Raw genomic sequence first — 25,464 nt, 5'->3', positions numbered from 1 at the left:
GAGGGGGGAGCTTTGATGCTGCTGCGTATTCTTGACCGGCTCGAAGAGATACTGATCGCGACATTGATGGCGGCAGCGACGTTGCTGATCTTCGTCGCCGTCATGCATCGTTACCTGATCGGCATCCCTCTGCTTTATCCGATCCTGTTTCCGATCAACCTGTCCTGGGCGCAGGAGCTCTGCATCTACATGTTCGTATGGGTCGCCAAATTTGGCGCCGCGTACGGCGTGCGCACCGGCATCCATGTCGGCGTCGATGTTGTCGTCAATCAGCTCAAATCGCCGTGGAAGAACACGGTCATCCTGTTCGGCTTGCTTTGCGGCGCGTTTTTCACGGTGGTAATCGGCACCATGGGCGCCAAGTTCGTGTGGGGTCTGATGCACACCGACCAGGTCTCGCCGGATCTCGAGATCCCGAGTTGGATCGTCTATCTCTGCATTCCACTCGGCTCCTATTTGATGTGCTTCCGCTTTCTGCAAGTCGCGTACGTCTATTTCCGCACCGGCGACCTGCCGCATCATGACCATGCCCGTGTCGAGGGCGTTGAGGTCGATGGGCCAGGTGTTGGCGCCGCGGAGGTAACGCGATGACCAGCCTCATCATCTTCGGCCTTCTGATCGCGCTGATGCTGACGGGCATGCCGATTTCGATCGCGCTCGGCCTCACCGTGCTCACCTTCATCTACACGATGACCAACGTGCCGACGGAGTCGGTCGCGCTGAAGCTGTTTACCGGCATCGACAATTTTGAGATCATGGCAATCCCGTTCTTCATCCTCGCGGGCAATTTCCTGACCCATGGCGGAGTAGCGCGGCGAATGATCAACTTCGCCACCTCCATGGTCGGACACTGGTATGGCGGGCTGGGACTTGCCGGCGTGATGGCCTGCGCGCTGTTCGCCGCGGTGTCGGGATCTTCGCCCGCGACGGTGATCGCGATCGGCTCAATCATGATGCCGGCGATGGTCAGGCAGGGATTTCCCAAGCGCTTCGGCGCCGGCGTCATCACTACGTCGGGCGCACTCGGCATCCTGATCCCGCCCTCGATCGTGATGGTGATCTATTGCGTCGCCACCGGCGGCAGTATCGCGCTTGATCCCGCCGGCCACCGGGTGTCGTCTGCGTCGGTCGGGCAGATGTTCATCGCCGGCGTGATACCCGGCCTGATGCTTGCGACGCTGCTCGGGCTGACTACCTTCTACCGCGCCTGGCGCAACGACTACCCGCGATTGCCGAAGGCGAGCTGGGCGGAGCGGATCACCGCCTTCCGCAAATGCGTGTGGGGACTGTTGCTGATCCTGATCGTGCTGGGTGGCATCTATACCGGCATGTTCACGCCGACCGAGGCGGCCGCGATCAGCGCGGTGTATGCGTTCGTCATCGCCGTGTTCGTCTACCGCGACATGTCGCTGAAGGACGTCCCGAAGGTGCTGCTCGGCTCGGCCAACATGAGCGCGATGATCCTCTACATCATCACCAATGCAGTGCTGTTCTCGTTCCTGATGGCGAACGAGAACATTCCGCAGCAAATCGCAACCTGGATCACTTCGGTCGGTGTCGACTGGATCGTGTTCCTGCTGATCGTCAACGTACTGCTGTTGATCGCCGGTAATGTGATGGAGGCGTCCTCGATTGTGCTGATCATGGCGCCGATCCTGTTTCCGGTGGCGGTCAAGCTCGGCATCCATCCGGTGCATCTCGGCATCCTGATGGTGGTAAACATGGAGGTCGGCATGTGCCATCCGCCGGTCGGTCTCAACCTCTATGTCGCATCCGGCATTGCCAAGATGGGGATCACCGAGCTGACGATCGCGGTATGGCCGTGGCTGCTGACGATGCTGATCTTCCTCGGCGTCGTGACCTACGTGCCGGAGATCTCGCTGTGGCTGCCGCGCCTGCTCGGAATGCTCTAGCGCAAACAACAGACATCCAAAGCGCGACCTCGCGCCGTGGATGTTTCTGCGGTGCAATGAAAGCGGATTACATCTTGGTAACAGAGCTCTCTCTGTCCAATCCGTAAGTTGAAGGCGCGGGCGGGCGGCATCATCTTCGAGCAACCTTCAAAGGAGGTTCGTATGAAGAAAGTTCTGCTCGCCGGTATCGCGGCGCTCACGATTGCCGGTTCGACCGCGGTCTATGCCCAGCATCGTCCCTGGTTCCACGGCCATATGCGGATGAGCCCCGAGGATCGGGCCGCCTTCCTCGACGCGCGGATCGCTGCCGTCCACGCCGGGCTGAAGCTCAACGCCGATCAGGAGAAGCTGTGGCCGCCGGTTGAGGCCGCGGTGCGCGACTTCGCCAAGATGCGGCTCGATCGCGCCAACGCGCGCATGGCTGCCGAGAAGACCGATGCGGACAGGTCGCAGAAGCCGGACGATCCGGTCGCCCGCCTGCGCGAGCGCGCCGACAACATGGCGTCGACCGCGACGTCGCTGAAGAAGATCGCCGACGCCGCCGACCCGCTCTACAAGACGCTTGACGACAACCAGAAGCGGCGGCTGAGCATGCTGACCCATATGGAAGGGCGCGGCTTCGGGGCCGAAGGCTGGCGCCGCCACCGCCTCGAGCGCGGTATGGACCGCTGGGAGCACGGCGGCCGCGGCTTCGATCACGACCGTTTCGACCGCGACGACGGCCCTGATCAGGACCGCTCCGGCCGGCTCTAAGCGCCGTCCGCCGGCACCCTCGCCAAGCCCATGAAAGGCCGCCGGATTCCGGCGGCCTTTCGGCTGTCGGGAGGAGGCGCAAAAGTCGGGAAAACTTGCGCGAGCTTGCTGGACATCGGGGAATCGCTTTGCTAAACGACCGCTCTCTTGCGAGGGTCATTTCCGGACAAGTTCCGGGCGCATAGCTCAGTTGGTAGAGCAGCTGACTCTTAATCAGCGGGTCCCAGGTTCGAGCCCTGGTGCGCCCACCAAGCTTTTCAATAGCTTAGGTTAGCCCTCGTAGTTGTCATTCCGACAAGCAGCGGCGTCTATTCCGACAAACCGGCTGCTTTTGTTCGCTCCTCGCGCCGTTTCCTGGTCCCCGAAATCAGCTGTTTTCGCGTTCGCTTTGCATAGGTCGGCAATTGCCGTGCTGACCTGTGGCGGCCGGCGGCCCGCAGTTCCGCGTCGGTGAGGTCGCTGTCGGCACCCTCGGTGAAGCCGCCGTGGCGGAAAGAGGTGAATGAAAGTTCACCTCGAATGCCGGCTGCGGCGACGATGTCCTTTACGACGCTGCGCAGGTAGCGGAGGTCCTTGCGCTCAGTTGTCCACGGTAGCGGAGTACGCGACTTGCGGTGCGCGTGATCGCGCCTGAAGACCAGACCTGAAACCGTCACCTGCTTGATGGCATCGAGTTCGGCCATCAGTTCGGGGAAAAGTGCTTCGCCCCGATCATCGAACAGCGGCCACCCGGCTCCCTCGCCGTTCTTCGGATGCACGATCTTCACGCTATTGGGCCGCTCCTTGGGGCGGTAGTGCGAGATCTCAAAGGCGCCGAAGACATGCCCCTCGCGCTGCGGTCGCCGCGCTGGGGGACAACGAGTATCCAGCAAGATGTTGATCTTCTTGCACTCAAACCTGCAACCAGAACGTTATGAGTGGCCGAACGAGGATCGTTGACCTTTCGTTTCAGGGGCGAAGTCGCACTGACGGTCTCATGCTCCGAGCACCGGCTCCTTGCCGGTGAAGGCCCTGAGTATATTCGCCGTCAGGCGCGAAAGACCGTTGTCGCAGCCGTTCCAGGCCAGGGCGCCGGCATAGGCGATGGAGCCGACCGAAAACACCCAGCCGCCTCCATCGATCGGAAACAGGACCATGTCCGATCTCACCACGTCAGGCCGCTGTGCGCCTCCCTGATCCGGGAGCGAGAGAGTGAGATCCTCGATGACGAGCTGATACTCGTTGCCAAGCCCGGTCGAAGTCCCGAGCACATAGGCATGCTCGGGACTTCCGAGCGTAACGTCGTACCTGTCGACCTCGTCTCCCACCGCTCCGCCCAGCACATAGCCGTAATCGCCGACGATTTCCTCAGCGATGCCGTCGAACAATTTCGCGGCGGGCGAATTGTAGCTCGCCTCCAGACGCCGATAGCCGCAGCCCTTCGACCATCCCTCCGATGCGAAGCCCACGCCTAGCATCTTGTTCGGGGCGCGGCCGCGCGTGCGCCAGATGCCGCCGGCTTCAGTCGTCGCAACATGGGTCCGTTCGCCATAGGGGGCATCCCAGCAGCGCGTGCCGCTGTTGTCGCGGCGCACCTCGATGACCCAGGGCTTTGCACCGAGCCGGCTCGTTACCCAGTAGAAGCCGTTGCCGCCAAGATACATGACCCGGCCGCCGTCATGCAGGTATCCGTCGAGGATATCGAGGCCGGTTCGTGTCCAGTATTCCGGGTGCGAGCCCGTGACGATCGCCGCGTACCGGTCGGCCAGGTTGCGGCCGCCACGTTCGAAATCCTCGTCGGTTGCGACATGATATTCGATGCCGAGGTGCTCCAGCCATTCGATGATGTACATGTCGACGGGAAAGTGACGATACGAGCCCGTTAGCCAGTTCGGAAAACCAGGGCGGACGTTGAACAGCGGCCGTCTGCGGCCCGAATAGCGAACCGGCGTTCCGTCGGCATGGGTATCGTAGCAGGAGCGGCCCGGCTCCGGATGTGAGAACAAGTACTGTTCGTCCTCGGGCACCACCTTGTCATGAGGCATCACCGATGAGAAATCGAGCGAGGCCAGGTGGTCGTTCGCATAGGCCAGATAGGTGTTGGTCGGCACCAGGAACAGCACGGGTGCCGAGGTGCCCGGGACCGGCCTGACAAACAGCGGAAAATGATTGCGGCTTCCGCCGGCCTCGAGCTGAACTGCATAGACTCCGCTTTGAAAGTCCTCCGGCAGGTGGAATTCGAGATTATACCGCCAGCCGGCATCCACCATGTCGTCGTCGTGGAATTGCAGCGCACAGTAATGCTCGGGAACTTCGACGAAGGAGTCGCTTCGCCCGTCCCAGTTACGTCCGGTCACACCGCGCTCGACGCCGTTGACAAGGTGCCCCTGTCCGCCTCCAGCGTCCGGCTCAATCGTCTCTGACGCGAAGTCCCTGCCGAGTTTCCATGCTGCCCATGCCGGTTGCGCGGGAGTCTTTCCTGCGTGCCATGCGGCGATCGTCTCTGCGGATGGCTTCGCGAGGTGCAGCGTCGGCGAGTCGATCTTGCCGTTATATGGCTCCAACGGCGACCCGGACCGGCCGATGCCGGCCGCCGCGAGCAGGAGCGTCGCCGCATTTGCCGTCGCGCCGGTTGCCGCGCAGAGCGTGCGTTGTGCCCCAACCTTGGCATCAAGACGCCTGAGGTCGATGCAGACTTCGCCGTCGCCGATGGTAGTCAGGATCGAATACCAGTGTTTGGCGATGATCGCATCCGGCAAGACCGCGAGCGTTGCGCTGCCCATTCGAAGCGCAAGACCGCCTGAGATGATGACGAGCGCAATGTCGCCAATCGACCAGATGGCCTGGGGCGCGCTCCGCTCGGGGACGGTCGGCCATGCCCAGCAATGGACGCTGATCGCCGCATCCTTGATCGGTGAGGGAAGCGGAAATTCGGCGTGCGAGCCGACCACCGTGGATTGCACGCCGCCGGAAACGGTGCGGTCGAGCACCGACGAGAAATCGACCACCTTGCCCTCGATCGCTTCGTCGCGCCCGGGACCCGAGACCAGTCGCACGAGGCTTGCGCGGACGGTGGCGTGCGGCGTGCTGATCGCAAGCCGGACGACATCGCCGGGCTCGCAGGACCACTCCTCGAAATAAGCCTGGATATCCATCTGACGCCGCCCACGCTCGCTGGTTAAGTCCGCTTCGGACGCGCAATGTCCGAGCGCGCGCCCATCATTCGCGGATCAAAGCCGGCGGGGAAACATCTGTTGCGGCATTCTGGAGTCCGGGAGCAACAACACTGGAGAAGAGGACAGGCGCGCCGCGGCTGGTCCCGAAAGTCCGCGTCACAATCCGCGCAGGAACCGGTCGCCGAGCGCGACCGTTCCGTCGGTGTAGCCCGTACCCAGGCGCCGTGCGGTTTCGGTGTCCGAATGCGAAGCGAGCCAGGCCGTCAGCAGCATGCGCCTGAGCATCACGAACGCAGGCAGCATGGCCTCGTCGTCGCGCGAGACCGGTGCGACGGTCCGGTATCCCGCAAGCCACGACTGCTGGAGCAGGTCCATCACCGGCTCGTGCTCGATGAAGCTGACGGCCGCGGCGAAGTCATAGAAGAACCACGAGAAGCCGCAATCGTCGAAGTCGATGACGCCGAGCCGGTCGCCTTCGACGAGCAGGTTGGCGAGGCGGAGGTCGGCATGAACGAGGCCAAACCGCTGCTCGCCCCGTCCGTAAGCCTCGACGCGCCGTTCAAGTTCGTCGGCGACCCTCTGCAGCAGCCTGCGGCCATCGTCGCGCAGGCCAAGACCGGCGCGCCAGTCACCCCATAGTGGCCGGCGGCCCAGCATGGCATCGAAATCCCAGACCTTGCGCTGGAACGTTGATGGCATTGTCCATCGGCGGCTGTGCGCGTGAAGCCGCGCGCTGGTCGCGCCGAGCTTGCCGAACCAGGTGGCCAGATCGCCCGAGGCGTCCGGCTCCTTGCCGCTGAGGAATTCGAACGCAACGACGTGTCGCGTCGCGCCACTCAGGGGAATGGGGCACAACAGGTGTCCCTCCCGATCGGCGACCGGGCGCGGCGTGAGCACCACGTTGTCTGCGATCACGGCGTCGATCCAGGCGAGCTCGGACGCAATCTCGTCCGGCGAGTGATAGCCGGGCCGCTGCACGCGCAACACGAGTTTTTGCCGAGCGGCCGGGTCCTGCGCAAGAAAGGTGGTGTTCTCGGAATGGCTGAGAAAGACGAGCGTCGATTGCGATGATAGTCCCCAGCGCGGCAGGCTCGCCGCGAGAGAGGCCTGCATGCTCTCGATGAGGCCGGGAGTCATCATCGCGGCCAACCGACCGTCTCGGGGGGCGCGAGGTCAAGAAGGCTCGCGATGATGCGATCGGGAACGACGTCTGCAACCGCATTGAAAGGGACGTCGCTGGCGAGCAGGATCGACCGCATGCCGGCGGCCTTTCCTGCGGCGATATCGGTGCCGATCTGGTCGCCGACCATGACGGTCTCATGCCGGGCGGTGCCGAGATGCGCCAGCGCCTGTTCGATCAGGAACGGTTGCGGCTTGCCTAGCACGATCGGCTTCGTATTGGGAACGGCCGCCGCAATCGCGGCCGTGATCACGCCGACGCAAGGATCGTAGCCGTCATGAACCGGCGTCAGGACATCTGGATTGGTGGCGATGACGGTTGCGCCGGCGAGTGCGGCCCTGACCGCGGTACGCAGCTTGACGTAGTCGAACGCGGCATCGAATCCGAGCACGACGATCTTGGGTTCGACGCAGGTCAGGCGATAGCCGCTGTCCTCGATCGCCTCGAGCAGTGGTCGCTCGCCGATCGCAAACACGGGCGTGGTGCGCGCCCAGCGCCGTTCGAGCAGGGATGTGACCGCCGAAATCGTCGTGAAGACCTGTGACGGCTCGGCCGGAATGCCGATGCGGCTCAGCTTGGCTGCAAATTGCGCGGCGGATTTGGTCGAATTGTTGGTGACGAACGCATAGGGCAGGCCCCGCTCGCTCCATCCGAGAAATGCCTTGACGGAGTCTTCGATCGGAGTGTCGCCGCGATAGGCGACACCGTCGAGATCCGAGATGATGCCGCGAATGGGATGGTCGGCCGGAGCAACACGCTGTTCCAATGCTGGGATTCCGTTCAGTTCCGCGAGCGTGATCATACGGTTGCCGGCATGGCGTTGCTGCTCTGTGCATCCATGATTTGTGTGCTGCACACTGGAGAGGCGTCCTTGCTTGCCGTGCGTCATGTTTCCGGGAGCGGAAAACCTCTGTGCGCGACTGCGGCGCCCGGGAGTGTCAGCAACGGAATCGTGGAGCAGCAGGAATCGGGCGATTGCCGTCTTTGGTCTAGGCTTTGCAGGCGTGAAAGCCACGATTTGTGCAAGACGATCGAAACGGCTGAGTGCCTTGCGGCCTCGAGAGCAGTTTCAGCGTTGCCGAAATCATCGAGGGATTACCATATGATCAACCGCAGAGACTTGATGTTAGGGGGACTGGCCGGGGCCGCGGCGTTCGGCTTCGGGCGGGTCAATCCCGACTTTCTTGTGAATTCCGCCTTTGCCGCCGAGGGCAAGAAACTGCGCTTTCTTGGCGCGGAAGCGCTGACCGGCAACTGGGACCCAACCACCCATACCAATCTCGGCCAGCTCATCGTCGAGGGCTTCGTGTTCGGCTATCTGACGCGGGCGCCGATGCGGCCGGAGAAACCGGACGAGCTGATCTTCGAGCTGGCTGAATCGATGAAGCCCATCGACACCTATAAGATGGAGGTGAAGCTCAGGAAGGGCGTCAAATTTCATGACGGGACCCCGTTCACAGCGGCCGACGTCAAGGCGACCTACGAATATGGCTGCCAACCCGATCGTCCGGCGCAGTGGTACCCCGGTCTCGTCACCGTCGACGTCGTCGACGACTACACCTGCCACATCAACACCAAGGCGCAGGGCTATCCGGCGACGCTCTACTACTATCTGTCGTCCTTCCTGCCGATCATGTCGGCCAAGGACGTTGCCAACAAGGCGCAGCTCTCGGCGCGCATGAACGGCACGGGCCCCTACAAATATGTCGAGCAGAAAGGCGACACCACCGTTCTCGCCGCCAATCCCGACTTCTTCCTCGGCGTAGCGAAGATCCCGGGTGTCGAGTATCACTTCGTCGGTGACACCACGACGCGCACGCTGTCGCTGTTGAACGGCGAGGCCGACATCATCGAGCGGCTCGAGCAGGAGCAGGTCGAGACCATCTCGAAGGATGCCCGCTTCAGCATCCACAAGGCGGTTTCGGTCGAGAACAAATACCTGTTCTTCCGCTGCTCGAAGAAGCCGTTCGACGATCCGCGGATTCGCCTCGCCGCATGCTACTCGATCGACCGCAAGCAGGTGCTCGACGTGCTCGGCGTCTCCGGCATCTATTCCAAGGCGCACATCTCGCCGGTCAAGTTCGGCTATGCCGAGGTGGCCGACTATCCTGAATTCGATCCGGACAAGGCGCAGAAGCTGCTCGCGGAGGCCGGCTTCCCCAAAGGCCAGGGCCTGCCCGAGCTCACCTATTACACGTCGGTCGGCTTCTATCCGAAGACGAAGGAATATGCCGAGTTGATTACCGGCATGCTCCAGGAGCAGGGGTTCAAGGTCAATCTGCAGACGCTCGAAGTCGCGGCGTGGGGTAATTTGCTTTACGACAAGCCCGGCGGCGGTGAGGGCAACATGATCGACTGCGGCTGGTGCACCGGCTCGCCCGAGCCGGATCTCGTCCTGCGCACACACTTCCACTCCTCCTCCAAGCGCATCACCGGCATCGTCGACAAGGACATCGACGCGGTGCTGGACAAGGAGCGCAACGCCACGACAATCGAGGAGCGCAAGAAGATCCTGCAGACCGAGACGCTGCCGACCATCGCCAAGAAGGCCCCGGCGCTCGCGTTGTTCACCTCGGTCTTCATCCATGCCTACAGCAAGAAGCTGGATGGTCTGTACATCTATCCGAACGGCATGCAGGACATGACCAAGGCAACATTGGCATGATGATTGCTCGGCAGGCCGGGTAGGCCCGGCCTGCCGGTTCGCGTCGGGTCTGGTCCTCATGAATTGCAAGGGTAGCCCTTCTCGATGTTGATCCTGGAATTCCTGGTCAAGCGGATCGCGCAGGGCATCCTGATCGTCTTCATCACGTCGTTGATCATCTTCACGCTGCTGCGCGTGGTGCCGGGCGATCCCGTGCGCCTGATCGTCGGCGGCATGGCGCCGGCCGACGTGGTCGAGAAGGTCGCGACCAAGATGGGGCTGCGCGACCCCATCATCGTGCAATATGGTCGGTACATGCGCGGGCTGGTACAGGGCGATCTCGGGCAATCCTATTTGCGGCCGCGCAGCGGCATGATCGCGACCGGCGGGCAGTATGTTGACCCGACCAAGTCGGATATGGCGCCGGTGATCGATCTCATCCTCGAACGCCTGCCGTTCACGCTGCAACTGGGCGGCATGGCGCTCGTGTTCGCGCTGCTGCTGTCGTTTCCGATTGGCATCGCGGGCGGGCTGCACCAGCATCGCTGGCAGAATGCGTTGGCGTTCGGAATGCAGTCGCTGTTCGTCTCGATTCCGAATTTCTGGCTCGCGATCGTTCTGATCCTGTTTCTGTCGGTGAAGCTGAAGCTGCTGCCGGCGCTCGGTTACCAGGGATTTTCCTATGTCATCCTGCCGGCCTTCGTGCTCGCGGTGGAGATCGCCCCCTTCATCATCCGCACGCTGACGACCTCGCTCGGCGAGGTCATGCAAGCGCCGTTCATCGATGAGGCGCGGGTACGCGGCCTGTCTCGCCGCCGTATCGTCTATTCGCACGCCCTGCGCAACGCGGCAGTGCCGCTAGTCAACCTGCTCGGGATCCAGCTTTCGACGCTGATCGGCGGCGTTCTCGTGATCGAATACATTTTCGACTATCCTGGCCTCGGCAATCTGACCGTGGTCTCTGTCGTCGGGCGCGACTTTCCGGTCATCCAGGGCATCGCCATCACGACCAGCGCCGTCTTTGTCTTCATCAATATCATCGTGGATTTGGTCGCCTATCTGATCGATCCCCGCGTGGAGATCTGAGCATGACGGCCACCACGATCATCGCCGAGGAGCCCGCCTTGCCGGCGGCCCCAATCCGTTCGGTCAACCGCCGCATCATGGCCGCCGCCTGGCGCATGCCGAGCTTCAAGATCGGTTTCTTCATCTTCATGGCGCTGGTGCTGGCCTCGGCCATCTATCCCGAGGTGTCCTCGATCAGTGCGACCAAGATGGTGGTGAAGGACAAGTTCATGTCGCCGGTCTTTCTCGGCGACAAATGGACCTGGGATCATCCGCTGGGTACGGATCAGCTCGGCCGCGACATGCTGATGCGCAGCCTGATCGGCCTGCGCTATTCGCTGCTGGTCGGCGTCGTCACGGTCCTGCTCATCTTTGTCATCGGCTGCGGCCTTGGCCTGTTCGCCGGCTTCAAGGGCAAATGGTGGGACACCGTCATCATGCGGATCACCGATGCCCAATTGTCGATTCCGATGATCATCCTGGCGATCACCATTCTCGGTGTGTCGCGGCCGACGGTGCCGACCATCATCATCGTGCTGGCGCTGTCCGGCTGGCCGCTCTACGCGCGCGTGGCGCGCAGCGCCGCGGTCACCGAGCGCAGCAAGGAATATGTCCGCGGCCTGCGCGTGCTCGGCGCCGGGGACTGGCGGATCCTGTTTCTGTTCGCCGCGCCGAACATCCTGCCGCCGATCGCATTCGTCGCCGTGCTCGACGTCGCACGCATGATGATCTTCGAAGCGATTCTCGGCTTCCTGGGGCTTGGCATCCAGCCGCCGACGCCGAGCTTCGGCAGCATCATCGCCGACTCCCGCAAATACCTGATCAATGCCTGGTGGATCGCGACCACGCCGGGCGTGTTCCTGGCTATCGCGCTTACCTCGATCAACCTGATGGGGTCGGCGCTCGAGAAGGCGCGCAACCGCATCTATGGAGGTCTCTGAGATGGATCTCTCGCTCATTCTGGAGGTCGACGACCTCACGGTCGGTGCTTCGGCGCCGGGCGCCGCGCCGATCCTCGATCACATCTCCTTCCGCCTCAACACGTCGGAGATCTTCGGCATCTATGGCGAAAGCGGCGCCGGCAAGACCGTGCTCAGCCGCGCATTGGCGAACTGGCTGCCGGAAAGTCTGGCGTATCGCTCCGGACGGGTCACGTTCGCCGGCCACGACATTCTCGGCGCCGGGGCGCGCGAGGTGCGGATCGGCCGCGACATCGCCTATATCGGCTCCAAGCCGCAAAGCTCGCTCGATCCGACGATACCGGTCGGGACCCAGATCGCGGAAAAGCTGCACAGCGTCAGGCCCGAATGGAATCCGCGCGAATGCCGCGAGCGGGTCGTGCAGCTCCTCGGCGAGGTCCGGATTCCATCGCCGAAAGAGCGCTATTGGGACTACCCGGCAAAATTTTCCGGCGGCATGATGCAGCGCGCGATGATCGTGGACGCGATCTGCGCCGAGCCCGCCGTCCTGATCGCCGACAACATTACCCAGCCGCTCGATGTCACCATCGCGGCACAGATCGTGGCGCTGCTCCACGACCTGTGCCTCCGCCACAGGATGGCGACAATCTATCTGTCGTCTTCCTTGCCCACGCTCGGCCAGTTCGGCGACCGCACGGCCGTGCTCCATCAGGGCCGGTTCGTCGAGCAGCAGGCGTTTGCCGGCCTGCTCGCCTCGCCACAGACCGACTACACGCGCAAGGCCATTGCCAGTGTGCCGCGCATGTGGGCGACCACGGAGGGTCCGCTGGCCCGCCGCAAGGCGCAAGACGAAGTGCCGCTGATGAAGGTGGAGCACGTTGTTCGGACCTATCGCGCGCGCAAGCGGGGGACGTTCAATACCTACAGCAACGTGCAGGCGGTGCGCGGCGTAACGCTCGACATCATGCCGCGCGAGAATTTCGGCATCGTCGGGGAATCCGGCTGCGGCAAGTCGACCCTCACGCGCCTGCTGGCCTGGCTGGAGGTTCCCGACAACGGCAGCATCGTCCTCAACGGCACGTCGCTCGGGACGTTGTCGCCGCGCGAGCTGATCCGCACCCGCAGCGAATTCCAGCTGCTGCTGCAGGATCCGTACAATGCGCTGCCGCCGCGCACCACCGTCGGCCGCATGATCGAGGAGAGCCTGCTGATCCGCGGCAATGTCGCCCGCGCGGACCTGCGCAGCCGGGTCATCGCAGCGATGGCCGAGGTCGGTCTTGCCGCCGAGCTCTATGACCAGCTCCCGAACACGCTCTCCACCGGCGAGCGCCAGCGCATCTCGATCGCGCGTGCCCTGATCCTCGATCCCAAGCTGCTGATCCTCGACGAAACCTTGTCCGCGCTGGATCAACGCGAGCAGTCAAGGCTGATCGACCTGTTCTCGAAGCTGCAGGAGAAGAACGACCTCACCTATGTCTTCATCTCCCATGATCTCGCAATGGTGCGCAGGGTCTGCACGCGCATTGCCGTGATGTATCTCGGTGAGATGGTCGAGATCGCCGACAACCGCGAGCTGTTCTTCGATCCCCGGCATCCCTACACCAAGGCATTGCTCTCGGCCGCCCCGACGCTGGAGGAGAAGCCGTTCAACCCGGCGGACTTCTTGCTGGAGGGCGAACCGCCGAGCCCGATCGATATCCCGGCGGGATGCAGCTTTGCCTCGCGCTGCCCGAAGGCGTTCGGCCGCTGCCGGCTGGAGACGCCGAAGCTGGTCGAACACGCGCCGGGGCGCTTCGCCGCCTGCCACCTTCTCGACGGCGAGCCGGCGCAGGCCGCGGCCTGAGCGCTCAGGGCCGTGGCTTGAACGGCCAGTCCATCGCGACGGTGCGCATGTCTTCCAGCGCCTTGGTCACCTGCAGCACGCCGAGATCGTCGAAGCGGTGCCCGGTCACTTGGACGCCGATCGGCAGATGGCGGGAATCGAATGCCATGCAGACGGTGGAGGCGGGCTGGCAGGTCTGGTTGAACATGGCGGTGAACAGCGTGTGCGCGAGCGGCATCTCACGCGACACGCCGGGCTCCTCGGCCGGGAAATTCACCACCGGCAGCGTCGGGGCGATGACATAGTCCCAGCCCTCGAAGGCCGCGAGCAGCGCCGCCTTCATCTTGGCGATCTGGCCCAGCGCCCGGTAGAGGTCGGCGCCCGAATGTTTCGCCCCGCCAAGGCACCATGCGCGAACGTAGGGATTGATGTCGCGTGCGGTGTCGCCATGCGGCGGCAGCGATGCATATTCGAGATAGCCGCGCACCTGGAGGAACAGATCGATCGGCGCATAGGCGTCGTCGGTGAGCGGAGAGGTGAACGGCTCGACGATCGCGCCGGCGCCCGCGAGCAGCTTGCCGGCCGCTTCGACCGCGCAGCGAACCGCCGCCTCCGCCTTCATGCCGAAGCCCATGTCGGTGAGGACGCCGATCTTCAGTCCCTTCACGTCGCGCTTCAGATGCTCGTGATAGCGCACGCCATCGGCGGGCAGGCTCCAGGTGTCGCGCTCGTCCTGCCGCGTCAGCACGGTCAGGAGGCGCGCGATATCGTCCACGCTGCGGCCCATCGGGCCTGCCATGCGCATGGTGTCGGCCGGCAAATGCGGCACACGGCCATGGGTCGGCTTCAGTCCGGCCAGTCCGCAATGGGCGGCCGGAAGGCGGACCGAGCCCGCGATATCCGTGCCGACGGAAACATAGCCGGCGCCGGCGGCGACGGAGGCGCCTGCGCCGGCCGACGAGCCGCCGGTATTCCAGGCGAGCCCCCAGGGATTACGGGTAACGCCGTGCAGCGAGCTGATGCCCGACGCCATTAGACCGCAATCCGGCATCGTGGTCTTGGCAAAGATCACCGCGCCGGCCTCGCGGAGCGCGATCGTCGGCGGCGAATCGTAGTTGGAGGGCGGCAGGGCACGGTTGGCGCCGATGCCGTGAAAATAGGGCCAGCCGATCATGGCGACGCTGTCCTTGACGGTCATGGGGACGCCGTCGAGCGGACCCAGCGCCGCTCCCGCCTTCCATCGCGCTTCCGAGCCTTGCGCGGTTGCCATGGCTTGCTCCGGACGGAAGCAGAACAGCGCATTGATCGCGGGATTGACCGCCTCGGCATGGCCGAGCACGGTTTGCAACACCTCCACCGGCGACAATGCGCGCGATGCGTAGGCCTCCGTCAGCCCCGCAAGGCTCATCCCGATCAGTTCCGCAGCAGACATCTTGGCCTCGACAAATGGCGTTTTGGATCAGTGTCCGGATAGCGAAAGTCGCCCCTGTCGGGGTAGTGCCGCTGCCGCAACGGCATGATTTGGTGGAGTGCGAGGCATCCCTTTTGCATCTGTCTTGATCGAATTTGTCATCAAACCGGGAGGCCCGCGACACGCGGGCCGAACGATATTCGCGAGAGATCAGAAGTCGTCATGAGTCAATCTGGAACGCAAATCGCCACGGTCCGGAACTACATTGCCGGGCTCCCGGGATGGGGGACGGGCGATATCGTGATCGAGCCCGCCATTCCGGTCCTCGCCTCGCCAAGCTGGCGCGGGGTCGACGGCGCTCCCTGGCGCGCCACCAGGAACGGAAGCGGCGAGAGCATCTTCATCAAGAGCATGGATGTGGATGCCAAGCTCTACATCGACGTTGCCTGCGCGTTCGAGGCGGCCCGGCGCGCATCCGATCTCGGTATCGGTCCCAAGGTGCTTGCGGCGGATCCGGACGCGGGACTTCTGGTCATGGAGGATCTCAACCGTGGCTGGCGGGTCGGCACGCTGGAGCGGATGCTGGAGCCGAGGATCGTCGACGCGGTCATCGCGGCGCGGCGCCTGTTCCAGGCAGGGGCGCCTCTGCCGCGGCGCATGGGAGTCTTCGACGAGATCGAGCATTTCTACGAGGCGGCAAAGGCCGCGAAGGCGCAACTGCCCTCGGATGCGGAATGGCTGGTCAAGGAGCTGCGTTTTGCGGCCGATGCCTTCGGGAAGCTCGACATCAAGCCGGTGCCGATCCATGGCGACGGCAATGTCTCGAACATCCTGATCAGCGACACCGGCGAGGTTCGCCTGATCGATTGGGATCGCGCCACGACGGCCGACCCGCTGGAGGACCTCGGCAGCTTCCTCGTGGAAGCCTTCGCGCAGGAGCCAGAGGCGCGCGAGGCCTTCAGCCGCAGTGCCGGCGGATTCGACGAGCGCGCATTCAGCCGCGCCCGCATCTACGGTGTGGCGGATGATCTGCGCTGGGGCCTGATCGGCGCCGTGCTCGCCGCGCGGTCGGCGCGCAACACCTTTGAGTTCTACAAGTTCGCCAGCTGGCGCTTCGTGCGTTGCCGCATGACGGTCCGGGAGCCGCGCTTTGGCGAGATGCTTCGGAGGATCGCATGACTGTCCGCAGGAAGCTCGGCGAGGGAGCGACAGTCCACGAGCGCAATGTCGAGGCGGCGATCGCCCGCGTGCCGCAATGGCACGGCAAGGGGGCCGCCTATACCCCGCTGGTCGGCGGCCTCATGAATCAGAACTGGCTGGTCGAGATATCCGGCGATGGACGGCGCTACTTCATCAAGGTACCCGGCGAGGGCTCGGAGATGTTCATCGATCGCGTGACCGCCAACGAGGCTGCGCGCAATGCCCACGCCATGGGCGTTGCGCCCGAGGTGATCTTTTTCGACGCCGCGGACGGGCTCGAGATCAGCGAGTTCCTCGAAGGCTATCGCGCCTGCACCAATGCCGATTTCGGCGATGCCACCATCCAGGCCGACGTTCTCGACCTTTACCGCCGCCTGCACGCCGGCCCGAAGCTCGGCCAGACCAAGACCATCTTCGACATGATCGAGGAACATATCGAGCAGGGCAGGGAGCTCGGCGCGCATTTCCCGCAGGACATGCCCTGGCTGATGCATCGCTACAATCAGGCCAAGTCGGCGTTCCTGGCGTCGGGTCTCGATCTCGTGCCGTGCTTCAACGATCCGATGCCGGGCAATTTCCTGATCTCGGCGGAATCAGGCGCCCCAAAGCCGATGAAGCTGATCGACTACGAGTTCGCTTCCAACAACGAGCGTAGCTATGAGCTCGGCGTGCTGTTCGCCGAGATGTTCTTCGACGAGCATCTGACGGAGGCCCTGATCGAGCAATATCTGGGCGAGGTGCGGCCGCAGATGGTCGCGCGCGTGATCCTCAACCGGGCGCTCGCCGACATGAAATGGGCGTCATGGGCGGTCGTGAACCGGAAGCTCAAGGACTGGGATTTCGACTATCAGAAGTACGGCGTCTGGAAATACATGCGCGCCCGTGACGTGATGTACGATCCCCGCTGGGACGGCTGGTTGCGGCTCGTCTGAGCCGCGCCGCAGGATGGTCTCCGCAACCTACTGATCGAGGATCGCGAGTGCCTGCTCGAGCAGGCTGTCGTTCGCAGCCGCGATGACCCGGCCATCGGAGTCCGGCGACAGCGGCTGCCCCTGCCAGTCGCGGACGATGCCGCCGGCGCCCTCGACCACCGGAATCAGCGCCATGAAGTCGAACGGCTTGAGGGAGGTTTCGACCACGAGATCGCAGTGGCCGGACGCGAGCAGGCCATATTGGTAGCAGTCGCCGCCAAATCGCCGGAACATGGCTTTCTGGCTCAGCGCGTCGTAGCGGGCCCAGTCGCCCGGCGTGAAGAAGTCCGGCGATGACGTGTAGATCTGTGCGTCTTCCAGTCGCGTCGTGCGGCTCACTTTTGCCTGCTTGCCGTTGAAGGTGGTGCCTTGCCGGGTGCCGTACCACCGCTCCGCCAGCGCGGGCATATCGATCATGCCGGCGGCGACCGAGCCGTCTTTCCCGTCGGCGAGCGCGACGAGCGTGCCGAACAGTGGCATGCCGGAGATGAAGCTCTTCGTTCCGTCGATCGGATCGAGATACCATGTGTAGCGGTCCCCGGCAGTCGATCCCATCTCCTCGCCGAGGATGCCGTGATCGGGGAAGCGCGCGCCGATCAGTCGCCGCAGCTCCATCTCGATCGCACGATCGGCGATGGTGACCGGCGTCAGGTCCTGCTTGCGTTCGAAGTCGACGCTGGAGCGGAAGTGCGTCACGGCGATCCGTCCGGCCACGTCGGCAAGTTCGTTGAAGAACGAAGCGAGCTCGCTTGCGGATAATCTGTCTTGAATGTCGTCCAATGATCGCTCCGGGCGGGAGGCGCGCCGGCGTCGCAGGACGCTCGACGCCTTGCCTTGGGATGGGGTGCTACGCCGTCTCGTGGACCGGCTGCTTGTCGATCTCCCAATAGGGGGAGCCGTATCCGTTACGCGGCGCCACCCGGGCAGCAGGGCTCTTTGGCTGCGGCGAGCGCGCGCTTGCCGCCGGCTGCGGCGCCGCCACCGGCGTCTGGCGAACGTCGCGCGGCGCCACCTTGAAGTGCCGGCTGAAGCAGCGCGAGAAATGCGACACGTTCTTGAAGCCGACCTCGTAGGCGACCTCCGAGACGGTCCGCCTTCCCTTCGGGTCGGCGACCAGGATTTCATACGCCCGCTGCAGCCGCTTGGTCTGGACGAACTGGCTGACCGTGGTCTCGTTGTCGTTGAACAGGCTGTAGAGATAGCTGAGCGAGATGCGGCTCGAAGCCGCGATCTTCTTCGGCGACAGCGACTGGTCGCCCAGATGGCTCTCGATGAAGTCGACGATCCGGCGGCGCAGATGATATCGCGCGTTGCGTACATCGGTTGCCGCGCCGCGATCCTCTGATCCGATCGTCAGCGCGACGAAGCTGATCATTTCGGTTGCGAGCGCCTGGGGGTTCGGCGGCGGCGAGGCGACGAACAGCTCGGCCACGCTGCGGATCATGCCCGCGAGCAGGTGCGTCATCTGTTCGTTCGGCTTGAAGCGCCGGCTGATGTGATCTTCAACCGAGACCAGCCGGCCGCGCAGCTCGGCGGCCGGAATGCGCAGCATCAGGAAGCGCGCGGTCTTGTCGGACGACAATTCGTAGAAGGCGAGCTCGCTGAGCAGGACATATTCGCCGGGACGGGCGATCCCGATGCGGCTGTCCTGGCTGAATGCGACGCATCCGGTCAGGGGAAACACCAGCACATAGGCGGCATCGTGGATGCAGGCGACGCGCTCCCAGTTGCGGGCAAAGGCGTGATCCGGCCCGATCAGCTCGAGATCGAGGCGTCCTATCCGGGTCCGCCAATCTTGCGTGAGACCGGGGCCCTTGTCGTTGCCAGCATGAAGGCCGGTGTGGTCCTCGCGGGAAGCGACAGATGTCAGGCGTGCCATGGCTGGGCCTTTCTCAGGGTTGCGCAACGATGATCTCCGTTCCGGCCGCACGGAGAGCGGTTGCCAGGGCTCCCTCTGGTTGCCGATCGGTAACCAGACGATCGATATCGGTCCAATGTGCGAAGACGGTGAGCGCACGCTGGTCGAACTTGCTGTGATCGGCCACCAGGATGGCCTCCGCGGCGCGCTTGGCCATCGCGCCATAGATGGCGCCGGCCTCGTCGTCGGCATCGTTCGCACCGCGCGCGCTGATGCCGGTCGCGCTCACGATGGCGCGGTTGGCCTCATAGCTGTTGATGTTCGCGATCGTCTGCGTGCCGAACACATAGCCTTCGTTGGGGTGATAGCGGCCGGGACAGCAGAGCACGCGGATCGACGGATTGACGGCCAGCGCGGCCGCGATCGCGTAATCATGGGTGATCACGGTGATATCGTGCGCGCGCGAAGCCAGCCGTCTTGCGATGTGAAACGTGGTAGCGCCGGCGCCGAGCATCAGCACCTCGTTCGGCAGGATGAGGTCGGCGATTACCGCGGCCATGGCCTCGCGCTCGGCGATCATGATCGCCTTGCGATCGGTCAGCGCCGGCTCGAGCGCGAAGGGACGGGACGCCCCGCCATAGGTGCGGTTGATAAGCTTCTGCTCCTGAAGCTCCATCAGATCGCGCCGAATGGTCTCGCCGGAGACGCCGAGCACGGCGGCGAGCTCGGAAGCCCGCAGCGTCGGCGCGGCGGTGAGTTGCGAGATGATGTGCTTGTGGCGCGCGAGCTTCGAGAGGCGGTCGCCGTCGGCCTTTCGTGGCCGCTTGTCGGCCGCAGCAGGGGCGTCATCAGTCATTCCGCTGTCTCTCCGGCTGCAAACCTCTCCAGCGTCCGCCTCATGATCGTTCCCCAAGCGATGTTGTGAGTCCACACCAATTATGTGGCATATTCCCCATTCTTTGGGCGCCGCGCTGCCTATGCTCTTTGCAAAGGGATCGCGACGATCGCATAAGGCACTGAAACATATGGAATATGTTTTTGGAATGCGGAGCGCATGCCTGACGTTCTGATGTCTTGTGCCTGCAATCCGCTTTTCAATTGTGGGAATTCGCACATGGATCCAAGGTCGTAGCGGAACGGCTGGGGCATGATCGCTGCAGGGGACGGCTTTGGTCCGCGCAGGCCGCGGGCCAAAGGGAAGGCGGGCGATGCAGCAGGAAAAAGAGATTCTGGCGTTGAACGCCTTCGATCAGGACCGGGTGTCGTCAATCGACCCGGCGCTCCGCGAGGCGGTGCAACGGCGCCTGCGTTCCTTCGGAAAGGCCTCGGTCTTGTTCTATCAGGAGCCGATCCGGATGGTGCGCGCTGAAGGCGTCTACATGGTCGACGTCGATGGCCGGCGCTATCTCGACCTCTACAACAACGTGCCGTCGGTCGGGCATTCGCATCCGCGCGTCGTCGAAGCGATCAGCCGTCAGGCCAGCCTGCTCAGCACGCACACACGCTATCTCAACGACGTCGTCGATGGCTATGCCGAGCGTCTCCTCGCGACGTTTCCGCGCGGGATCGATCATCTGGTTCTGACTTGCACCGGCAGCGAGGCGAATGACCTGGCGCTGCGGGTTGCGAAAGTGGCGACCGGGCGGACGGGCTTCATCGTCACGGAGACCGCCTACCACGGCAACAGCACAGCCGTGACCGATGTCTCGCCGTCCTCGCGTCCCGGTCAGCCGCTGCCGCCCCACGTGCGCGCCGTTCCTGCACCCGAGATGTATCGCAATCCGGTCGGCGATCCCGGCCAGCGCTTCGCTGAGAGCGTTGCCGCAGCGATCACCGATCTTGAGCGAAGCGGCTTCGGCTTTGCCGCGCTGCTGGTGGACACGATCTTTTCGAGCGACGGCATCTATGCCGACCCTGCCGGCTTCCTGGCCCCCACCGCGAAGCTCGTGCATGAACGTCAGGGACTGTTCATCGCCGACGAGGTGCAGCCCGGCTTCGGGCGAACCGGGGCGGCGATGTGGGGCTTCGCACGCCATGGCGTCGTCCCCGACATCGTCACGATGGGCAAGCCCATGGGCAACGGCTTTCCGATGGGAGGCGTCGCCATGCGCGCCGCGCTGCTCGATGGCTTTGCCGCGGAAGTGAAGTACTTCAACACTTTCGGTGGCAACCCGGTGGCCGCGGCCGCAGGCCTTGCCGTGCTCGACGTCATCGAGGACGAGGGCTTGATGCAGAATGCGGGCGAGGTCGGCCGTCACCTGATGGATGGATTGCGCGAGATCGGCAATCGCCACATGACCATCGGAGACGTTCGTGGTGCCGGCCTGTTCATCGGGCTCGAGCTGGTGCGCGACCGCGACAGCAAGGAGCCCGCGCCGGAGCTCGCGAGCCTGCTGATCAACCGCCTGCGCCGGCGCGGCATCTTGATCGGTGCTGCCGGTCCGTTCGGCAGCACGCTCAAGATTCGTCCGCCGCTGTGCTTCGGCAAGTACCACGCCGACATGTTCATCACTGCCTGCGATGAGGAGTTGCGCGCGATCGCCGCGTCGTGACGCGATCGCCGATAGCCCGCGATGACACAGAAGCCGAAGATTTGAAGATCATGGATGCAAGAAGCGTACGAACTACCGCCGAGGCGAAGGCCCTTGTCGAGGAGCGGGGCCTCTCCCACGTCAAGCTCGGCATCGTCGATCTCGACGGCGTCATTCGCGGAAAATATCTCGCGCGCGATAAATTCGTCGGTGCGCTTGAGGCGGGCTTTAGCTTCTGCGACATCGTGTTCGGCTGGGACTCCAACGACCAGATGTACGACAATGGTGCGTTCACCGGCTGGCATACGGCCTTTCCCGACGCGATCGCGCGCATCGATCCTTCGACCTGCCGCGATGTGCCGACGGAAGAGAACATGCTGTTCTTCCTCGGCGAGTTCGAGGGCGCCGCGGCCGGGCTGTGTCCGCGCCGGCTGCTGCGCCGCGTCATCGATCGCGCCGAAGCCATGGGGTTCTCGCCGTCCGTGGCCGCGGAGTTCGAGTTCTTCGTATTCGACGAGACACCGCACAGCGTGCGCGAGAAGGGCTTTCGCGGCCTGAAGAATCTTACGCCGGGCTGGTTCGGCTATTCCATGCTGCGTGCCTCCGTCGAGTCCGAATTTCATCGCTCGCTGCTCAAGCTCTGCAACGAAATGGACATGCCGGTCGAAGGCCTGCACACCGAGACCGGACCCGGCGTGCTGGAGGCCGCGATCCAATACACCGATGCGCTCGCCGCTGCCGACCGCGCCGTGCTGTTCAAGACCTTCTCCAAGGTCTGGGCCGAGCGTCAGGGCAAGATGCTCACCTTCATGGCCAAGTGGTCGAACACCTATCCCGGGCAATCCGGGCATCTGCATCTGTCGCTGCGCGACCGGGACGGCAAGCCGGTCTTTCACCAGGGCGGCAGACCCGGCGACATGTCCGACATCATGCGCTGGTTCGTCGGCGGCCAGCAGGCGCTGCTGCCGGAGCTGCTTGCGATGGTTGCCTCGACCGTGAACAGCTACTCGCGTCTGATCCCTGGCTTCTGGGCGCCGACCGACGCGACCTGGGGAATCGAGAACCGGACCTGTGCGTTGCGCGTCATTCCCGGCAAGCCGTCGAGCCAGCGCGTCGAGTACCGCGTCGCCGCCGCCGACATCAATCCGTATCTCGCGATCGCGGCTGCGCTCGGATCGGGCCTCTGGGGAATCGAGCACCGGATCGAACCGGACGAGCCGATCACCGGCAATGCCTATGAGCGCATGCATCCGCCCGAGCGCGCGTTTCCGCGAACACTATCGGAAGCGGCCGACCGGCTGGTCGCCTCGCAGGCGGCGCGCAACCTGTTCGGCGACGTCTTCGTCGATCACTACGCGATGACGCGGCAGTGGGAGGAGCGCGAGTTCCGCAAGGCCATCACCGACTGGGAGCTCGCACGCTACTTCGAGATCATCTGAGACCGATCCTGCCTCGAAAACGAGTGACATCACGTGAACGATATCGTCTGCATTTCTCCGGTCGACGGCAGCGAGGTTGCCCGGCGGCCCGTCGCAACGGGTGCCGAGGTCGCAGCGGCTCTCGCGCAAGCGCGGAAAGCGCAGCAGGAATGGTCAAGGGTGCCGCTCGCCGAGCGCAAGGCCATGATGCTCGCCTTCCTGCACGAGATGCGGGCGCAGAACGACGAGGTCGTTCCGGAGCTCGCGATGCAGATGGGCCGGCCGGTGCGCTATGGCGGCGAACTGCGCAGCCTGGAGGAGCGCGTCCGCGCACTGGTCGAGCTCAGCGATGAGGCGCTGGCGCCGATCGTGCCGGCCGAGCGTCCCGGCTTCCGCCGCATGATCAAGCGCGTCCCTGCCGGCATCGTGCTGGTGATCGCGCCCTGGAACTATCCCTATCTCACGGCGGCCAACACCATCGTGCCGGCGCTGCTGGCCGGCAATGCCGTGATCCTGAAGCATGCCGCACAGACCCTGCTGGTCGGCGAGCGCTTCCAAGCGGCACTGGATCGGGTCGGCCTGCCCAAGGGCTTGTTCAGGACGCTCACGCTCGACCATGGCGTGACCAGGGAGTTGATCTCATCGCGCTCGGTCGACCACGTGAACTTCACCGGCTCGGTCGCCGGCGGCCGGGCGGTCGAACGGGCGGCGGCCGGGACGTTCATCAGCCTTGGGCTGGAGCTCGGCGGCAAGGATCCGGCCTATGTGCGGCCGGACGCCGATTTCGATTTCGCGGTCGAGCAGCTCGTGGACGGCGCCTTCTACAATTCCGGCCAGTGCTGCTGCGGCATCGAGCGGATTTACGTGCATGAGCGGATCTATGGCTCCTTTGTCGACGCCTTTGCCGACCTGACCGCGCGCTACCGGCTCGGCAATCCGCTGTCGCAGGACACGACGCTCGGCCCGATGGCGGCGACACGCTTTGCCGATGCCGTCCGCGTTCATATCGGCGAGGCCGTGGCAAAAGGCGCGCGGCCTCTGATTGATCCGGCCCGGTTCCCGGCGGACAAGATCGGTACGGCCTATCTGATGCCTCAGGTCCTGGTCGGCGTCGATCACTCCATGCGGGTGATGATGGAGGAGAGTTTCGGGCCCGTGGTCGGCCTCATGAAGGTCTCCTCCGATCAGGAGGCGATTGGCCTGATGAACGACAGCCCGTATGGCCTGACCGCATCGGTCTGGACCGAGGACGCCGCCGCAGCCGAACGCATCGGTGACGGCATCGCAACGGGCACCATGTTCATGAACCGCTGCGATTATGTCGATCCCGCTTTGGCATGGACCGGCGTCAAGGACACCGGACGTGGTGCCGGCATGTCGCGCCTCGGCTTCGCGGCGCTGACGCGACCCAAATCATTCCACCTTCGCATCGAGCATTGAGAGCAGCACATGGACGTTCAGATCACCGGCGGCTGGAATTTTCCGACGCGCGTCGTCACCGGCGCGGGCCGCATTGCCGAGCTTCCCGAGGCGTGCAGGACCAACGGCCTCACCAGGCCATTGCTGGTCACCGATCACGGTCTCGCCAAGACCGATCTCATCGCCGGTATCGTCGACCGCGTGCGCGAGGCGGGCATTCCGCTCGCCGTGTTTTCCGACGTGAAGACCAATCCGACCGAAACCAACCTGACGGCCGGCGTCGAAGCCTTCAAGGCCGGCGGTCATGATGGCGTGATTGCCGTGGGTGGAGGTTCGGCGCTGGACGTCGGAAAATGCGTGGCGTTCATGGTGGCGCAGTCGCGGCCGGTCTGGGATTTCGAGGACGTCGGCGATTGGTGGACGCGCGCCAACACCAAGGGCATCGCGCCGATCATTGCGGTGCCGACGACGGCAGGCACGGGGTCCGAGGTCGGCCGCGCTGGCGTGATCACTCGTGAGGATACCCATGAGAAGAAGATCATTTTCCATCCCATGATGATGCCCAGGATCGCAATCGAGGATCCCGAGCTCGCGGTCGGTCTCTCACCGTTTCTCACCATGGCAACCGGCATGGATGCGCTGTCGCACTGCTTCGAGGCCTACTGCGTCAAGGCATTTCACCCGCTTGCCGACGGCATCGCGCTGGAGGGGATGAAGATCGTCGACAGCTATCTGCCGCGCGCGGTCGAGAACGGTCGCGACCTCGAAGCGCGCGCCTACATGTTCGCCGCGGCCTCGATGGGAGCCACCGCGTTCCAGAAGGGGTTGGGCGCGATCCACTCGATATCCCATCCGGTCGGCGCCCGATACGATACTCATCACGGGCTGACCAATGGTGTGGTCTTCCCTTATGTCCTGGTCTGCAACAAGACTGCGATCGCCGACAAGATTCCGCACATTGCCCGCGCGCTCAACCTGCCGGGCCAAGACTTCGATGCCGTGCTGTCCTGGCTGCTGGCCTTCCGCAAGAAGCTCGGCGTGCCGCATACGCTCGCCGAGCTCGGGGTGAAGGAGACCGATGCCGGAACGATCGCGGCCGATGCCGTCAAGGATCCGACGGCGGGTGCCAATCCGCGGCCGTTGACCGAGTCCGAGTTCAAGCAGCTGACGCTGGCCGCCATTCGAGGCGATCTTGGAAGCTGAG

21 protein-coding genes and 1 tRNA gene are annotated in these 25,464 nt (G+C 64.0%); 14 read left to right on the top strand and 8 right to left on the bottom strand.

What is annotated here, in order from left to right; all coding sequences use genetic code 11:
- The first annotated feature begins 15 nt into the window (after positions 1 to 15).
- From XI02_RS31270 to XI02_RS31255, 4 genes are all read left to right on the top strand, one after another.
- Entirely contained in the window at positions 16 to 591 is a 576-nt protein-coding gene (locus XI02_RS31270; RefSeq protein ID WP_018272964.1) for a TRAP transporter small permease, read from the top strand.
- Complete coding sequence (locus XI02_RS31265) at positions 588 to 1,913, top strand: TRAP transporter large permease (protein ID WP_069277913.1); 1,326 nt, start codon at positions 588 to 590, stop codon at positions 1,911 to 1,913. The genes XI02_RS31270 and XI02_RS31265 overlap by 4 nt, the downstream gene beginning before the upstream one ends.
- Before the next feature lie 162 nt (positions 1,914 to 2,075).
- Positions 2,076 to 2,666 (top strand): Spy/CpxP family protein refolding chaperone, encoded by a 591-nt coding sequence (locus XI02_RS31260; RefSeq protein WP_026193118.1) that lies wholly within the window; start codon positions 2,076 to 2,078, stop codon positions 2,664 to 2,666.
- Positions 2,667 to 2,841: 175 nt separating this feature from the next.
- Positions 2,842 to 2,917 (top strand) — tRNA-Lys (locus tag XI02_RS31255).
- Between the two features lie 57 nt (positions 2,918 to 2,974).
- On the opposite strand, the gene XI02_RS31250 is transcribed toward XI02_RS31255, so the two are convergent.
- The 4 genes from XI02_RS31250 to XI02_RS31235 form a co-directional block, all read right to left on the bottom strand.
- Positions 2,975 to 3,538 carry a hypothetical protein gene (locus XI02_RS31250; RefSeq protein WP_172647491.1) on the bottom strand — a complete coding sequence of 188 codons (564 nt, stop codon included), beginning with the start codon at positions 3,536 to 3,538 and terminating at the stop codon, positions 2,975 to 2,977.
- Positions 3,539 to 3,640: 102 nt separating this feature from the next.
- Positions 3,641 to 5,800 (bottom strand): N,N-dimethylformamidase beta subunit family domain-containing protein, encoded by a 2,160-nt coding sequence (locus tag XI02_RS31245; RefSeq protein WP_172647492.1) that lies wholly within the window; start codon positions 5,798 to 5,800, stop codon positions 3,641 to 3,643.
- A gap of 177 nt (positions 5,801 to 5,977) precedes the next feature.
- A complete protein-coding gene (locus XI02_RS31240) occupies positions 5,978 to 6,961 on the bottom strand; it encodes a phosphotransferase enzyme family protein (protein WP_069275618.1) in 984 nt (327 codons plus the stop codon).
- Positions 6,958 to 7,767, bottom strand: coding sequence for an HAD-IIA family hydrolase (locus XI02_RS31235; RefSeq protein WP_038375837.1), 810 nt, complete (start codon positions 7,765 to 7,767; stop codon positions 6,958 to 6,960). The genes XI02_RS31240 and XI02_RS31235 overlap by 4 nt, the downstream gene beginning before the upstream one ends.
- A gap of 336 nt (positions 7,768 to 8,103) precedes the next feature.
- On the opposite strand from XI02_RS31235, the gene XI02_RS31230 reads away from it, so the two are divergent.
- The 4 genes from XI02_RS31230 (at position 8,104) to XI02_RS31215 (ending at position 13,473) form a co-directional block, all read left to right on the top strand.
- On the top strand, positions 8,104 to 9,666 hold the full coding sequence (locus XI02_RS31230) for an ABC transporter substrate-binding protein (protein WP_172647493.1): 1,563 nt from the start codon (positions 8,104 to 8,106) through the stop codon (positions 9,664 to 9,666).
- A gap of 84 nt (positions 9,667 to 9,750) precedes the next feature.
- Positions 9,751 to 10,731, top strand: a complete 981-nt coding sequence (locus tag XI02_RS31225; protein ID WP_018272936.1) for an ABC transporter permease — start codon at positions 9,751 to 9,753, stop codon at positions 10,729 to 10,731.
- Between the two features lie 2 nt (positions 10,732 to 10,733).
- On the top strand, positions 10,734 to 11,651 hold the full coding sequence (locus XI02_RS31220) for an ABC transporter permease (protein WP_172647494.1): 918 nt from the start codon (positions 10,734 to 10,736) through the stop codon (positions 11,649 to 11,651).
- Between the two features lies 1 nt (position 11,652).
- Positions 11,653 to 13,473, top strand: coding sequence for an ABC transporter ATP-binding protein (locus XI02_RS31215; protein WP_172647495.1), 1,821 nt, complete (start codon positions 11,653 to 11,655; stop codon positions 13,471 to 13,473).
- A 4-nt stretch (positions 13,474 to 13,477) separates the two neighbouring features.
- Here XI02_RS31215 and XI02_RS31210 read toward each other — a convergent pair whose 3' ends face one another.
- On the bottom strand, positions 13,478 to 14,884 hold the full coding sequence (locus XI02_RS31210; protein WP_075968916.1) for an amidase: 1,407 nt from the start codon (positions 14,882 to 14,884) through the stop codon (positions 13,478 to 13,480).
- Positions 14,885 to 15,085: 201 nt separating this feature from the next.
- Here XI02_RS31210 and XI02_RS31205 point away from each other — a divergent pair, with 201 nt between their 5' ends.
- The gene (locus XI02_RS31205; protein ID WP_075968917.1) at positions 15,086 to 16,042 is read left to right on the top strand and encodes a phosphotransferase; all 957 of its coding nucleotides are present in this window, start codon (positions 15,086 to 15,088) and stop codon (positions 16,040 to 16,042) included.
- Complete coding sequence (locus tag XI02_RS31200) at positions 16,039 to 16,995, top strand: choline/ethanolamine kinase family protein (RefSeq protein WP_172647496.1); 957 nt, start codon at positions 16,039 to 16,041, stop codon at positions 16,993 to 16,995. Before XI02_RS31205 ends, XI02_RS31200 begins: the two co-directional genes overlap by 4 nt.
- Before the next feature lie 27 nt (positions 16,996 to 17,022).
- Here the strand turns inward: XI02_RS31200 and XI02_RS31195 are convergent, their stop codons facing one another.
- From XI02_RS31195 to XI02_RS31185, 3 genes are all read right to left on the bottom strand, one after another.
- The gene (locus XI02_RS31195) at positions 17,023 to 17,814 is read right to left on the bottom strand and encodes an inositol monophosphatase family protein (RefSeq protein ID WP_172647497.1); all 792 of its coding nucleotides are present in this window, start codon (positions 17,812 to 17,814) and stop codon (positions 17,023 to 17,025) included.
- A 67-nt stretch (positions 17,815 to 17,881) separates the two neighbouring features.
- Positions 17,882 to 18,913, bottom strand: coding sequence for a helix-turn-helix domain-containing protein (locus XI02_RS31190; RefSeq protein ID WP_172647498.1), 1,032 nt, complete (start codon positions 18,911 to 18,913; stop codon positions 17,882 to 17,884).
- Between the two features lie 13 nt (positions 18,914 to 18,926).
- Positions 18,927 to 19,748 (bottom strand): DeoR/GlpR family DNA-binding transcription regulator, encoded by an 822-nt coding sequence (locus tag XI02_RS31185; protein WP_016844659.1) that lies wholly within the window; start codon positions 19,746 to 19,748, stop codon positions 18,927 to 18,929.
- A 352-nt stretch (positions 19,749 to 20,100) separates the two neighbouring features.
- Between XI02_RS31185 and XI02_RS31180 the strand changes: the two genes are divergently transcribed.
- From XI02_RS31180 to XI02_RS31165, 4 genes are read left to right on the top strand one after another with little or no spacing between them, the layout of a single operon-like run.
- Positions 20,101 to 21,444, top strand: a complete 1,344-nt coding sequence (locus XI02_RS31180) for an aspartate aminotransferase family protein (protein ID WP_172647499.1) — start codon at positions 20,101 to 20,103, stop codon at positions 21,442 to 21,444.
- Positions 21,445 to 21,494: 50 nt separating this feature from the next.
- Entirely contained in the window at positions 21,495 to 22,862 is a 1,368-nt protein-coding gene (locus tag XI02_RS31175; protein WP_038379078.1) for a glutamine synthetase family protein, read from the top strand.
- Positions 22,863 to 22,895: 33 nt separating this feature from the next.
- Positions 22,896 to 24,281 carry an aldehyde dehydrogenase family protein gene (locus XI02_RS31170; RefSeq protein WP_172647500.1) on the top strand — a complete coding sequence of 462 codons (1,386 nt, stop codon included), beginning with the start codon at positions 22,896 to 22,898 and terminating at the stop codon, positions 24,279 to 24,281.
- Between the two features lie 9 nt (positions 24,282 to 24,290).
- Positions 24,291 to 25,463: an iron-containing alcohol dehydrogenase gene (locus tag XI02_RS31165; RefSeq protein ID WP_172647501.1), complete on the top strand. Its 1,173-nt coding sequence runs from the start codon at positions 24,291 to 24,293 to the stop codon at positions 25,461 to 25,463.
- Position 25,464: the final 1 nt, after the last annotated feature.

It is taken from the genome of Bradyrhizobium sp. CCBAU 21365 (genome assembly GCF_015291305.1).
GTDB lineage: Bacteria > Pseudomonadota > Alphaproteobacteria > Rhizobiales > Xanthobacteraceae > Bradyrhizobium > Bradyrhizobium elkanii.
This window is presented reverse-complemented; position numbering and strand designations above follow the sequence as displayed.